The 13,396-nt window shown below is 57.1% G+C and carries 12 protein-coding genes and 3 tRNA genes; 14 read left to right on the plus strand and 1 reads right to left on the minus strand.

Annotation, left to right across the window (positions count from 1 at the left end; genetic code table 11):
* Positions 1-6 precede the first annotated feature (6 nt).
* From folP to ACYZT8_RS03990, 14 genes are all read left to right on the plus strand, one after another.
* The gene (gene folP, locus ACYZT8_RS03925; protein ID WP_461979403.1) at positions 7-858 is read left to right on the plus strand and encodes a dihydropteroate synthase; all 852 of its coding nucleotides are present in this window, start codon (positions 7-9) and stop codon (positions 856-858) included.
* 16 nt (positions 859-874) lie between these two features.
* Positions 875-2,212 carry a phosphoglucosamine mutase gene (gene glmM, locus ACYZT8_RS03930; RefSeq protein ID WP_461979405.1) on the plus strand — a complete coding sequence of 446 codons (1,338 nt, stop codon included), beginning with the start codon at positions 875-877 and terminating at the stop codon, positions 2,210-2,212.
* 66 nt (positions 2,213-2,278) lie between these two features.
* Positions 2,279-3,034 carry a triose-phosphate isomerase gene (gene tpiA / locus ACYZT8_RS03935; RefSeq protein ID WP_461979407.1) on the plus strand — a complete coding sequence of 252 codons (756 nt, stop codon included), beginning with the start codon at positions 2,279-2,281 and terminating at the stop codon, positions 3,032-3,034.
* Between the two features lie 4 nt (positions 3,035-3,038).
* The gene (secG, locus tag ACYZT8_RS03940) at positions 3,039-3,422 is read left to right on the plus strand and encodes a preprotein translocase subunit SecG (protein WP_017336473.1); all 384 of its coding nucleotides are present in this window, start codon (positions 3,039-3,041) and stop codon (positions 3,420-3,422) included.
* 22 nt (positions 3,423-3,444) lie between these two features.
* Positions 3,445-3,530 (plus strand) — tRNA-Leu (locus ACYZT8_RS03945).
* A 96-nt stretch (positions 3,531-3,626) separates the two neighbouring features.
* Positions 3,627-3,703, plus strand: a tRNA-Met gene (locus tag ACYZT8_RS03950).
* A gap of 138 nt (positions 3,704-3,841) precedes the next feature.
* Positions 3,842-4,300: a ribosome maturation factor RimP gene (gene rimP / locus ACYZT8_RS03955; protein WP_010463487.1), complete on the plus strand. Its 459-nt coding sequence runs from the start codon at positions 3,842-3,844 to the stop codon at positions 4,298-4,300.
* A gap of 47 nt (positions 4,301-4,347) precedes the next feature.
* Positions 4,348-5,829 carry a transcription termination factor NusA gene (gene nusA, locus ACYZT8_RS03960; RefSeq protein WP_008024459.1) on the plus strand — a complete coding sequence of 494 codons (1,482 nt, stop codon included), beginning with the start codon at positions 4,348-4,350 and terminating at the stop codon, positions 5,827-5,829.
* A 27-nt stretch (positions 5,830-5,856) separates the two neighbouring features.
* Positions 5,857-8,385, plus strand: a complete 2,529-nt coding sequence (infB, locus tag ACYZT8_RS03965) for a translation initiation factor IF-2 (protein ID WP_461957184.1) — start codon at positions 5,857-5,859, stop codon at positions 8,383-8,385.
* Positions 8,386-8,544: 159 nt separating this feature from the next.
* The gene (gene rbfA, locus ACYZT8_RS03970) at positions 8,545-8,946 is read left to right on the plus strand and encodes a 30S ribosome-binding factor RbfA (RefSeq protein ID WP_461979409.1); all 402 of its coding nucleotides are present in this window, start codon (positions 8,545-8,547) and stop codon (positions 8,944-8,946) included.
* A 3-nt stretch (positions 8,947-8,949) separates the two neighbouring features.
* Positions 8,950-9,867 (plus strand): tRNA pseudouridine(55) synthase TruB, encoded by a 918-nt coding sequence (gene truB, locus ACYZT8_RS03975; protein ID WP_429513668.1) that lies wholly within the window; start codon positions 8,950-8,952, stop codon positions 9,865-9,867.
* Positions 9,868-9,984: 117 nt separating this feature from the next.
* Positions 9,985-10,254: a 30S ribosomal protein S15 gene (rpsO, locus tag ACYZT8_RS03980; RefSeq protein WP_003176135.1), complete on the plus strand. Its 270-nt coding sequence runs from the start codon at positions 9,985-9,987 to the stop codon at positions 10,252-10,254.
* Between the two features lie 195 nt (positions 10,255-10,449).
* Positions 10,450-12,555 carry a polyribonucleotide nucleotidyltransferase gene (pnp, locus tag ACYZT8_RS03985; protein ID WP_007942868.1) on the plus strand — a complete coding sequence of 702 codons (2,106 nt, stop codon included), beginning with the start codon at positions 10,450-10,452 and terminating at the stop codon, positions 12,553-12,555.
* A 137-nt stretch (positions 12,556-12,692) separates the two neighbouring features.
* A tRNA-Thr gene (locus ACYZT8_RS03990) sits at positions 12,693-12,768 on the plus strand.
* Positions 12,769-12,776: 8 nt separating this feature from the next.
* Here ACYZT8_RS03990 and ACYZT8_RS03995 read toward each other — a convergent pair.
* A complete protein-coding gene (locus ACYZT8_RS03995; RefSeq protein WP_461979412.1) occupies positions 12,777-13,334 on the minus strand; it encodes a hypothetical protein in 558 nt (185 codons plus the stop codon).
* Positions 13,335-13,396 lie beyond the last annotated feature (62 nt).

Below are 13,396 nucleotides of genomic sequence, written 5' to 3' on the forward strand. Positions count from 1 at the left end.
CTTGAAATGACTTCTGTTCAGTCCTCGACCCGGTTGCCTTGCGGCAACCGGGTTCTTGATTTGGCCCAGACGCATGTCATGGGCATTCTCAACGTCACTCCCGATTCCTTTTCTGATGGTGGCCGATACAGCCAGCTCGACGCGGCCCTGCGCCATGCCGAGTCGATGGTTGCCGCGGGCGCAACGCTGATCGATGTCGGTGGCGAGTCGACCCGGCCCGGTGCGCGGGCGGTTTCGCCTCTGGAAGAACTGGAGCGCGTCGCGCCTATCGTTGAGCGTATCAACCGCGAGTTGGATGTGATCATTTCGGTCGATACTTCCACTCCTGCGGTCATGCGCGAAACCGCACGGCTGGGAGCGGGTTTGATCAATGATGTGCGCTCGCTACGTCGAGACGGCGCCCTGGATGCGGCGGCTGCCACCGGATTGCCGGTATGTCTGATGCATATGCTCGGTGAGCCGGGCGACATGCAGGACAATCCGCTCTACCAGGATGTGACTAGAGAAGTCGGCGAGTTTCTCGCCGAGCGCATGGCCCAATGTGCGTTGGTGGGAATCCCGGCTGAGCGGATTATTCTTGATCCAGGCTTTGGATTCGCGAAAACCTTGCAGCACAATCTAAGCTTGTTCAAACATATGGAAGAGCTGCGTGCCTTGGGGCGGCCCCTGTTGGTCGGGGTTTCGCGAAAGAGCATGATAGGCCAGGCCTTGAATCGCCCGGTTGGAGAGCGCTTGTTTGGTGGTCTGGCGCTTGCGGCGCTGGCTTCGGCCAAGGGTGCGCGTATATTGCGCGTCCATGATGTAGCCGAAACAGTGGACGTGGTGCGGATGATCGCCGCAGTGGAATCAGCCGAATAAGAATGATGGAGCACTTATGAGCAAAAAATACTTTGGCACCGACGGTATTCGTGGTCGGGTCGGCGAATACCCGATTACTCCTGATTTCATGCTAAAGCTGGGTTGGGCTGCGGGCATGGCGTTCCGTAAAATGGGCGCCTGCAAGGTGCTTGTCGGCAAAGATACCCGGATCTCCGGTTACATGTTTGAGTCCGCGCTCGAGGCCGGGCTGACGTCGGCAGGTGCTGATGTGATGCTGTTGGGCCCGATGCCGACTCCGGCGATCGCTTACCTGACGCGTACCTTTCATGCTGAAGCCGGTATTGTGATCAGTGCCTCACACAATCCTCACGATGACAACGGCATCAAGTTCTTCTCCGGAAAAGGCACCAAGCTGCCGGATGAAGTCGAGCTGATGATCGAAGAGTTGCTCGACACCCCGATGACCGTGGTTGAGTCGAGCAAGATCGGTAAGGTGTCGCGAATCAATGACGCCTCTGGCCGCTATATCGAATTCTGCAAGAGCAGCGTACCGACCGGTACCAACTTCACTGGCTTGAAGATCGTGATCGACTGCGCTCACGGCGCAACCTACAAGGTAGCGCCCAGCGTGTTCCGTGAGTTGGGTGCCGAAGTCGTTGTGCTTTCCGCTCAGCCTAACGGCCTGAACATCAATGACAATTGCGGTTCGACCCATATGGGGCAATTGCAGGCTGCCGTATTGGCCGAGCACGCCGATCTGGGTATAGCCTTCGACGGTGACGGTGATCGCGTCTTGATGGTCGATCACACGGGCGCCATTGTTGATGGTGATGAGCTGCTGTACATCATCGCTCGCGATTTACACGAGCGCGACAAGCTGCAAGGCGGCGTGGTCGGTACATTGATGAGTAACCTCGGGCTGGAATTGGCCCTGGCGGATTTGTCGATTCCTTTCGTGCGTGCCAACGTTGGCGACCGCTATGTGATCGCCGACTTGCTGGAGCGCAACTGGCTGGTAGGCGGTGAGAACTCGGGTCATATCGTCTGCTTCAATCACACCACCACGGGTGATGCGATCATCGCTGCACTGCAGGTGCTGATGGCGCTGAAGACTCGCTCCGAGGGTTTGGCTCAGGCTCGTCAGGCACTGCGCAAGTGCCCTCAGGTGCTGATCAATGTCCGGTTCGGTGGCGGGGCAAGTCCGCTCGATCATCCGTCGGTCAAGGAGGCCAGCGCCCGTGTCACCGAGGCTATGGCTGGCCGCGGGCGCGTGTTGTTGCGCAAGTCCGGGACGGAGCCGCTGGTGCGGGTCATGGTCGAAGGCGAGGACGAAACACAGGTTCGTGGTTACGCCGAAGAGCTGGCAAAACTGGTTAGTGAAGTTTCTGCCTGAATTCGGCTTGCCAGCCATGATTGTGTTGGGTAACATCTGCGCCCACTTTGACCGACGAGGTACAGCATGCGTCGCCCTATGGTAGCTGGTAACTGGAAGATGCACGGTACCCGCGCCAGCGTCGCTGAGCTGATCAATGGCCTTCGTCATCTGGCCTTGCCGAGCGGTGTTGATGTAGCGGTATTCCCGCCTTGCTTGCATATCAATCAAGTGATTGATGGCTTGGAAGGTAAGTCGATTTTGGTCGGCGCGCAGAATTCTGCGGTGGAATCCATGCAAGGTGCACTGACCGGTGAAGTCTCGCCGAGTCAATTGGTGGATGCAGGGTGTTCCCTGGTACTTGTCGGGCACTCCGAACGCCGCCAGATTATGGGCGAGCAGGACGGTACGCTGATTCGCAAGTTCGCAGCGGCACAGGCATGTGGCTTGATTCCGGTGTTGTGCATAGGGGAAACCCTTGAGCAGCGCGAAGCCGGTAAAACTCTTGAGGTTGTCGGGCGTCAGCTAGGCAGTATCATAGAGGAGCTGGGTGTCGGTGCCTTTGCAAATGCAGTAATTGCTTACGAGCCGGTCTGGGCCATTGGCACCGGGCTGACTGCTTCGCCGCAACAAGCGCAGGATGTGCATGCAGCCATTCGCGCGCAGTTGGCGGCAGAGAATTCTGAGGTTGCACAAGGTGTGCGGCTTCTATACGGCGGCAGCGTGAAGGCGGCCAATGCGGTCGAACTGTTCGGCATGCCGGATATCGATGGGGGGCTCATTGGTGGAGCTTCCCTGAATGCAGATGAGTTCGGTGCGATCTGTCGCGCCGCGGGAAACTGAAAAAATGCTGGAAACAGTCGTAGTCGTTTTTCATCTGCTGGGTGCATTGGGCGTAGTTGCTCTGGTATTGCTGCAGCAGGGTAAAGGTGCGGATGCTGGCGCGTCTTTCGGAGCAGGTGCTTCAAATACTGTGTTCGGAAGCCAAGGTTCCTCTACCTTTCTTAGTAAGTTTACTGCTATACTTGCCGCCGGTTTCTTCATAACCAGCTTAGGGTTAGGTTACTTTGCTAAAGAGAAAGCTCACCAGCTGACTCAAGTAGGTTTGCCAAACCCGGCAGTGTTGGAAGTTCCAAAGCAACAACCGGCTTCTGATGATGTCCCGGTGCTTCAAGAGCAAAAGTCGGCTACTCCAGCGACTGACGTGCCTCCAGCTCAAGAGCAAAAGTAAGAAGGGTTTCAAACGTAGTATTGCCGAGGTGGTGGAATTGGTAGACACGCAACCTTGAGGTGGTTGTGCCCATAGGGTGTAGGGGTTCGAGTCCCCTTCTCGGTACCAATTATCAGGAGAGCCCGCTGTTGCGGGCTTTCTTGTAGGTGGAAGGTTACATTGACCCTGTCAGGGATCGGTCGTATACTTCCGCCCCAGCTTTGTCGCGGGGTGGAGCAGTCTGGTAGCTCGTCGGGCTCATAACCCGAAGGTCGTCGGTTCAAATCCGGCCCCCGCAACCAGTTTAAGGAGCCCCTTTTAAGGGGCTTTTTGTTAGCTGGACACTTTCTACGCCGCTGTTCGACGGCGTTTCAAGGATGGGCGTTTCGCCCATTTTTTTATTTTGCATAGCATGCACATACATGCACGAGGGGGTTCAGGTGTCGAGCAAGCTAGAAGAGTTGCAGGCCTTGTTGGCCCCGGTGGTCGTGGCCCTGGGCTATGAATGCTGGGGTATTGAGTTTTCGGCTCAAGGTCGCCACTCAATGTTGCGCGTTTATATTGATAAAGAGGGCGGTGTGCTGGTGGACGATTGTGCCATCGTCAGCCGTCAGATCAGCGGTGTCCTGGATGTTGAAGATCCAATCGCCGTTGAATACACCCTTGAAGTTTCCTCGCCTGGCATGGAACGCCCACTGTTCACTATTGAGCAGTTTGCAAAATTTGCCGGTGAACAAGTGAAGATCAAGCTGCGCTCGCCTTTTGAAGGACGACGCAACTTTCAGGGCCTTCTGCGCGGTGTAGAAGAGCAGGACGTCGTGGTGCAGGTAGAAGACCACGAGTTCCTGTTGCCGATCGATATGATCGACAAGGCCAACATTATTCCCAGTTTTGACTGAGACGCGGATCCCGCGGATCCAATGGCTTGCGAAAGGCGAGGCGTACGATGAGCAAAGAAGTACTGCTGGTTGTTGAGTCGGTATCCAATGAAAAGGGCGTACCGGCAAACGTAATTTTTGAAGCGCTGGAGCTGGCTCTGGCCACTGCTACCAAAAAGCGTTTCGAGGACGAAGTCGATCTGCGTGTGGAAATCAATCGCCACACAGGTGCTTACGAGACATTCCGTCGCTGGACGGTCGTCGAAGAAGCAGACCTGGATGATCCGGCCATCGAAACCTGGCCGAGCAAGGTTGCCGAAACGCATCCTGGCGCCCAGGTCGGCGATGTAGTCGAAGAAAAAATTGAATCCATCGAGTTCGGCCGCATCGCTGCACAGACTGCCAAGCAAGTCATCGTGCAGAAAGTTCGCGAAGCCGAGCGCGCTCAAGTCGTTGACGCCTATCGCGAGCGCCTGGGGGAAATCATCTCCGGCACCGTGAAGAAAGTCACCCGCGACAACGTGATTGTCGACCTGGGCAACAACGCTGAAGCGTTGCTGGCTCGTGAAGACATCATCTCTCGCGAAACCTTCCGGGTTGGCGTGCGCCTGCGTGCGCTGCTCAAGGAAATCCGCACCGAGAACCGCGGCCCGCAGCTGATCCTGTCGCGTACTGCGCCGGAAATGCTGATCGAGTTGTTCCGCATCGAAGTGCCGGAAATCGCTGAAGGCCTGATCGAAGTAATGGCTGCGTCCCGTGACCCGGGTTCGCGCGCCAAGATCGCGGTCCGCTCTAAAGACAAACGCATTGACCCGCAAGGCGCTTGCATTGGTATGCGCGGTTCGCGCGTCCAGGCAGTGTCGGGTGAGTTGGGCGGTGAGCGTGTGGACATCGTCCTGTGGGACGACAACCCGGCTCAGTTCGTAATCAACGCCATGTCCCCGGCTGAGGTTGCGGCAATTATCGTTGACGAAGATGCCCATGCAATGGACATCGCCGTTGGCGCAGACAATCTGGCTCAGGCCATCGGTCGCGGTGGTCAGAACGTGCGTCTGGCTAGCCAGTTGACTGGCTGGACCCTGAACGTGATGACCGAATCGGACATCCAGGCTAAGCAGCAAGCAGAAACCGGCGACATCCTGCGCAACTTCATCGACGAGCTGGAAGTCGACGAAGACCTGGCACAGGTGCTGGTAGATGAAGGCTTCACCAGCCTGGAAGAGATTGCCTACGTACCGTTGGAAGAAATGCTCAACATCGACGGCTTTGACGAAGAAACCGTCAACGAGCTTCGCGCTCGCGCCAAGGATCGTTTGTTGACCAAAGCCATCGCTACTGAGGAAAAGCTGGCAGACGCCCATCCGGCCGAAGACCTGCTCTCGCTTGAGGGTATGGACAAGGATTTGGCGATGGAACTGGCGGTGCGCGGCGTAATTACCCGCGAAGACCTGGCCGAGCAGTCTATTGACGATCTGCTCGACATCGACGGCATTGACGATGATCGTGCCGGCAAGTTGATCATGGCCGCCCGAGCCCACTGGTTCGAGTAATTAGGCGCGGCCTGAGGAGAGAAGTGCATGACGCAAGTCACGGTGAAACAACTGGCCGATGAGGTCAAAACACCGGTAGAGCGCCTGTTGCAGCAGATGCGTGAGGCAGGTCTGCCGCACACCGCCGCCGATGAAGGTGTGAGCGATAGTGAGAAGCAGTCTTTGCTGACTCACTTGAAGAGCAGCCACAAGGCGAAAGTGGAAGAACCGCGCAAGATTACATTGCAGCGCAAAACCACCAGCACCCTGCGTGTTGCTGGCAGCAAAAGCATCAGCGTTGAAGTACGCAAGAAGAAAGTCTTCGTACAGCGCAGCCCGGAAGAAATCGAAGCCGAGCGCAAACGCGAACTGGAAGAACGTCGCGCAGTAGAAAATGCTGCTCGTCAGAAGGCTGAAGAAGAAGCCAAGCGTCGCGCCGAAGAAGAAGCGCGTCGTCAGCCTGCTGCTGCGCAAACCGCTACTAACGACGCCGTTGCAGCACCTGCTGCAGTTGCCGAGCCAGTACGCGAAAGCGCGCCGGTTGTAGCCGCTGCTCCAGCACCGTCTGCAGACGTTCGCAACAAGCAGAACGAACAGCGCCGTCCGGACAAACCACGTGCCGACGATAACAATCGTCGTGGCAGTGGCGATGGTGAGCGCAAAAACGCTCCACATCGTGCTTCGGTTAAAGAGAAAGCGCCTGCTCCACGTGTTGCGCCACGTACTACCGACGAAGAAAGCGATGGCTTCCGTCGTGGTGGTCGCGGCAAGGCCAAGCTGAAGAAACGCAACGCTCACGGTTTCCAGAACCCAACCGGTCCTGTCGTGCGTGATGTGCAGATCGGCGAGACCATCACTGTTGGCGATCTCGCCCAGCAGATGTCGGTCAAGGCAGCTGAAATCATCAAGTTCATGTTCAAACTGGGTACTCCAGCGACCATCAACCAGGTACTGGATCAGGAAACTGCCCAACTGGTTGCTGAGGAACTGGGCCACAAAGTGACCCTGGTCAGCGACACCGCCCTGGAAGATTCCCTGGCCGAGTCCCTGAAGTTTGAAGGTGAATCGTTCTCCCGTGCTCCGGTCGTGACCGTAATGGGCCACGTTGACCACGGTAAGACCTCGCTGCTCGACTACATCCGTCGTGCCAAGGTAGCTGCTGGCGAAGCCGGCGGTATCACCCAGCACATCGGTGCGTACCACGTTGAAACTGATCGCGGCATGGTCACTTTCCTCGATACCCCGGGTCACGCTGCGTTTACCGCAATGCGTGCCCGTGGTGCCAAGGCGACTGACATCGTGATCCTGGTCGTTGCAGCGGACGACGGCGTTATGCCGCAGACCATTGAAGCTGTCCAGCACGCCAAGGCTGCCGGTGTTCCACTGGTCGTTGCTGTGAACAAAATCGACAAGCCGGGCGCCGATCTCGATCGCATCCGTAGCGAACTGTCGGTTCACGGCGTGACCTCGGAAGAGTGGGGCGGCGACACCCCGTTTGTATCGGTTTCGGCGAAAGTCGGTACTGGCGTGGACGAGTTGCTCGAAGCTGTTCTGCTGCAAGCTGAAGTTCTGGAACTGAAAGCAACGCCTTCGGCTCCAGGCCGTGGTGTTGTGGTTGAATCGCGTCTCGACAAAGGTCGTGGCCCGGTTGCAACCGTTCTGGTTCAAGACGGTACCCTGCGCCAAGGCGATATGGTGCTGGTCGGTTCGAACTATGGCCGTGTACGTGCCATGCTCGACGAGAACGGCAAGCCAATCAAGGAAGCCGGTCCATCCATCCCTGTCGAGATTCTCGGCCTGGACGGTACCCCGGACGCTGGCGACGAGATGAGCGTGCTGTCAGACGAGAAGAAAGCCCGTGAAGTGGCTCTGTTCCGTCAAGGCAAGTTCCGCGAAGTCAAACTGGCTCGCGCTCACGCTGGCAAGCTGGAAAACATCTTCGAAAACATGGGCCAGGCAGAGAAGAAGACGCTCAACATCGTCCTCAAATCTGACGTCCGTGGTTCCCTCGAAGCGTTGAACGGCGCCTTGAATGGCCTGGGTAACGACGAAGTGCAAGTGCGTGTTGTTGGTGGCGGCGTGGGTGGTATCACCGAGTCCGACGCTAACCTGGCACTGGCCTCCAACGCTGTACTGTTCGGCTTCAACGTGCGTGCCGATGCTGGCGCTCGCAAGATCGTCGAGCAGGAAGGTCTGGATATGCGTTACTACAACGTGATCTACGACATCATCGAAGACGTCAAGAAAGCCCTCACCGGTATGCTGGGCAGCGATGTTCGCGAGAACATCCTGGGTACCGCTGAAGTGCGTGACGTGTTCCGTTCGCCGAAGTTTGGCGCGATCGCCGGTTGCATGGTTATCGAAGGTGTTGTTCACCGTAACCGTCCAATCCGTGTACTGCGTGAAGACATCGTTATCTTCGAAGGCGAGCTGGAATCCCTGCGCCGCTTCAAGGATGACGCTTCCGAAGTACGTGCCGGCATGGAATGCGGTATTGGCGTCAAGAGCTACAACGACGTCAAAGCTGGCGACAAGATCGAAGTCTACGAGAAGGTTCAGGTTGCTCGCAGCCTCTAACTCGCGCACTTCAAGGGCCACGCCAAGCCGCCGCATGCAAGTGCGCGGCACAGCGTCAGGACTCTAAACGCAACGCCCGGTCTGGCTTTTGTCAGGCCGGGCGTTTGCCGCTTTCAGACCCCTCGGGTTTCACCGTGGGGCAGTAACAGGTAACAAGACATGGCAAAAGAATACAGCCGTACCCAACGTATCGGCGATCAGATGCAGCGTGAGCTGGCACAGCTGATCCGTCGTGAAGTCAAAGACCCGCGCGTCGGCCTGGTCACCATTACCGCTGTTGAAGTCAGCCGTGACGTCGGTCACGCCAAGATCTTCATCACCGTGATGGGGCAGGACAACGCCGAAGACATCGCACAAAGCATCAAGGTGCTCAACTCCGCCGCCGGTTTCCTGCGTATGCAGTTGGCTCGCGAAATGAAGTTGCGTAGCGTTCCTCAGCTGCACTTCCACTACGACGAAAGCGTCGTGCGTGGCGCGCACCTGTCCGCCCTGATCGAACGTGCAGTGGCTGAAGACAGCCAGCGCCCGGAAGCGGCTGCACCCGAAGACGCCAAGGAGTAATCGGTGGCTCAGGTCAAACGTATCCGTCGTAACGTCAGCGGTATCATTCTGCTCGACAAGCCGTTGGGGTTTACCTCCAACGCTGCGTTGCAGAAGGTTCGCTGGTTGCTGAACGCCGAGAAGGCCGGTCATACCGGCAGTCTCGATCCGCTGGCCACCGGCGTGTTGCCGTTGTGCTTCGGTGAGGCCACCAAGTTTTCGCAATACCTGCTCGATTCCGACAAGGCTTATGAAACCCTGGCGCAACTGGGCAAGACCACCACCACGGCCGATGCCGAGGGTGACGTTTTGCAGGAACGCCCGGTGACCGTTGGTCGCGCCGATGTCGAAGCCGTATTGCCGGGTTTTCGTGGGCAAATCAGTCAGATACCGCCGATGTACTCGGCACTGAAGCGTGATGGCCAACCGCTGTACAAGCTGGCCCGTGCAGGCGAAGTAGTGGAGCGCGAACCGCGTTCTGTTACTATTGCGCGCTTGGAATTGCTCGCCTTTGAGGGTGATACTGCGCGGCTTGCGGTGGATTGCAGCAAAGGCACCTATATTCGCACCCTGGTGGAGGATATCGGTGAGCAACTCGGTTGTGGTGCTTACGTGGCTGAATTGCGGCGTACCCAGGCCGGGCCTTTCACGCTGGCGCAGACGGTCACGCTTGAAGAGTTGGAAGCGGTACATGCCGAAGGCGGCAACGAAGCGGTCGACCGCTTCCTGATGCCATCGGACAGCGGCCTGCTGGATTGGCCACTGTTGCAGTTCTCGGAGCACAGCTCGTTCTACTGGCTCAACGGCCAACCGGTACGAGCCCCGGACGCACCGAAGTTCGGCATGGTACGGGTACAGGATCACAACGGTCGCTTCATCGGTATCGGTGAAGTGAGCGAAGACGGGCGCATCGCGCCGCGTCGACTGATTCGGTCAGAATGACCGGACGAGGGTGGCTGTTAACAGGCACGGTCACTACTCATTTTTAGATACAGGGATTTGTCCCTGGCCTGTTGAAGCTGTTTCTTTGAAACAGTTTCCTGATAAAAGGATTGCCTCATGGCTCTCGACGTTCAAGAAAAAGCTCAAATCGTTGCTGACTACCAGCAAGCTGTTGGTGACACTGGTTCGCCAGAAGTGCAAGTTGCACTGCTGACTCACAACATCAACAAGCTGCAAGGTCACTTCAAGGCCAACGGTAAAGATCACCACTCCCGTCGTGGTCTGATCCGCATGGTAAACCAGCGCCGTAAGCTGCTGGACTACCTGAAAGGCAAGGATCTGGGTCGTTACCAGGCTCTGATCGGTCGCCTGGGTCTGCGTCGCTAATAAGCGATTGCGCTAGAGGTTGGTTGTTTGCTGTGTGTCAGCGGGTTTCCCGCTGGCACATGGCAGGCTCCCAGCCTCAAGTTTTATCTGGATAGTCGTTTTACCCTGGACAGGCGTTGGGCCGATTCCCGACATTGCCCAAGAATTTCGCAAGAAGACAAGTTCCCCAAGAGCCACAAAAGAAGGTAGGACACCGTGAACCCGGTAATCAAAAAATTCCAGTTCGGTCAGTCGACCGTTACCCTCGAGACCGGCCGTATCGCCCGTCAGGCCTCCGGCGCAGTATTGGTCACCGTTGACGACGACGTCAGCGTATTGGTGACCGTAGTCGGTGCCAAGCAAGCCGATCCAGGCAAGGGCTTCTTCCCTCTGTCCGTTCACTACCAGGAAAAGACTTACGCTGCCGGTAAGATCCCTGGCGGTTTCTTCAAGCGCGAAGGCCGTCCTTCCGAGAAAGAAACCCTGACTTCCCGACTGATCGACCGTCCGATCCGTCCGCTGTTCCCGGAAGGCTTCATGAACGAAGTGCAGGTTGTCTGCACCGTCGTTTCCACCAGCAAGAAGACCGATCCGGACATCGCTGCGATGATCGGTACCTCGGCTGCCCTGGCCATCTCCGGCATTCCTTTCGATGGCCCGATCGGCGCTGCCCGCGTTGCGTTCCACGAAAGCACCGGCTACCTGCTGAACCCGACTTACGAGCAACAGAAAGCTTCGAGCCTGGACATGGTCGTTGCCGGTACTTCGGAAGCCGTTCTGATGGTTGAATCGGAAGCCAAAGAGCTGACCGAAGACCAGATGCTGGGCGCGGTACTGTTTGCTCACGACGAGTTCCAGGTTGTGATCAACGCCGTTAAAGAACTGGCTGCCGAAGCTGCCAAGCCGACCTGGACCTGGGCTCCACAGCCAGAAGCCACCGCTCTGCTGGGCGCTATCCGTGCCGAGTTCGGCGACGCGATCTCCCAGGCTTACACCATCACCATCAAGGCCGACCGTTACGCTCGTCTGGGCGAACTGAAAGACCAGGTGGTGGCCAAGCTGTCCGGTGAAGAAGGCCAGCCTTCCTCCAGCGAAGTCAAAGCGGCTTTCGGCGAAATCGAATACCGCACCGTTCGCGAAAACATCGTAAACGGCAAGCCACGTATCGACGGCCGCGACACCAAGACCGTACGTCCTTTGAACATCGAAGTCGGTGTTCTGCCAAAGACCCACGGTTCGGCGTTGTTCACCCGTGGCGAAACCCAGGCTCTGGTCGTTGCAACACTGGGCACCGCCCGTGATGCACAGCTGCTGGACACCCTGGAAGGCGAGAAAAAAGACCCGTTCATGCTGCACTACAACTTCCCTCCGTTCTCGGTAGGTGAGTGTGGTCGCATGGGTGGCGCTGGTCGTCGCGAGATCGGTCACGGCCGTCTGGCCCGTCGTTCGATTGCAGCCATGCTGCCTGCTGCTGACGTGTTCCCGTACACCATCCGTGTTGTATCGGAAATCACCGAATCCAACGGTTCGAGCTCCATGGCTTCGGTCTGCGGCGCTTCCCTGGCCCTGATGGATGCCGGCGTTCCGATGAAGGCACCGGTTGCCGGTATCGCCATGGGTCTGGTTAAAGAAGGCGAGAAGTTCGCCATCCTGACCGACATCCTGGGCGACGAAGACCACCTGGGCGACATGGACTTCAAAGTAGCCGGTACCGCCAAAGGTGTTACCGCGCTGCAGATGGACATCAAGATCAAAGGCATCACCGAAGAAATCATGGAAATCGCTCTGGGCCAAGCCCTGGAAGCGCGCCTGAACATCCTCGGTCAGATGAACCAGATCATTGGCCAGTCGCGTACCGAACTGTCGGAAAACGCTCCGACCATGATCGCGATGAAAATCGACACCGACAAAATCCGTGATGTCATCGGTAAAGGCGGCGCGACCATCCGTGCGATCTGTGAAGAGACCAAGGCTTCGATCGACATCGAAGACGACGGCTCGATCAAGATCTTCGGCGAAACCAAGGAAGCGGCTGAAGCAGCACGTCAGCGCGTTCTGGGCATCACCGCAGAAGCTGAAATCGGCAAGATCTACGTTGGTAAGGTTGAGCGCATCGTCGACTTCGGCGCATTCGTCAACATCCTGCCTGGCAAGGACGGTCTGGTTCACATCTCCATGTTGAGCGACGCTCGCGTAGAGAAAGTGACCGACATCCTGAAAGAAGGCCAGGAAGTGGAAGTACTGGTACTGGACGTGGACAACCGCGGCCGTATCAAGCTGTCCATCAAAGACGTAGCAGCGGCCAAGGCTTCGGGCGTTTAATTACCCCCCACGCCTTACCGCTTCAACGTTATAAAAAATGCCCCGCAGTGAAAGCTGCGGGGCATTTTTTTGTCTGCAATAAACCGAGATGGGCTTGCGGTGGCGACTCGCGAAAGCTGTGCTAGGTTTAGCTCACCGCCCGTGTAGCTCAGTTGGTAGAGCAGCGCACTCGTAACGCAAAGGTCGCAGGTTCGATTCCTGTCTCGGGCACCATTCCCCAGTTATTTCACCTTTCTGCTCAAATCCTCCACGGTGCGTTTGAGCTGATCGAGTTGATTGTCCTGATCGCTGACTTCCCGTTTAAGGCTGGACAGGTCGCTGGAGCTCGAGCTTGAACTGGAGTTCGAGCCGCTGGTGCGTTTGAGATCGTCCATCTGACTGGCGAGTTTTTTCAACCCGTTGTCCTGTTCGCTGACGGTGCGCTTGAGTTTGTCCACTTCACTGGCATTCGAGCTTGAACTGGAACCCGTGTTCTTTTTGAACTCTTCGATCAGTCGCGCCTGCTCACTGACGGTTTTTTTCAGCGTTTCAATTTCAGCCGTATTGGTTTTGACAATGCGTTGCAGTTGTTCCACGTCATCAGCACTGACGTCGGATCTGGCCATCACGTATGTGCCGTAATAATTGTGGTAGGCGAGGAGTTTATCGGAAGAGTTAGCGCCGTCGGATTTGTATTCCAGACCAGCTTGAGCCGAATTGGGCAGTGCCAGGCTGCCGAGAAGAAGGGCGGCCATGCCGGTTGCAAACAGGCTAGACGGAAGCTTGGAAAAATTGCGCATCACCGGGTTCCTTGTGAAGTGCCTAGATGGCACATCGCTATGACTTTGCCTTTTGAACGTTG

This window comes from Pseudomonas sp. LB3P93, from assembly GCF_054898025.1.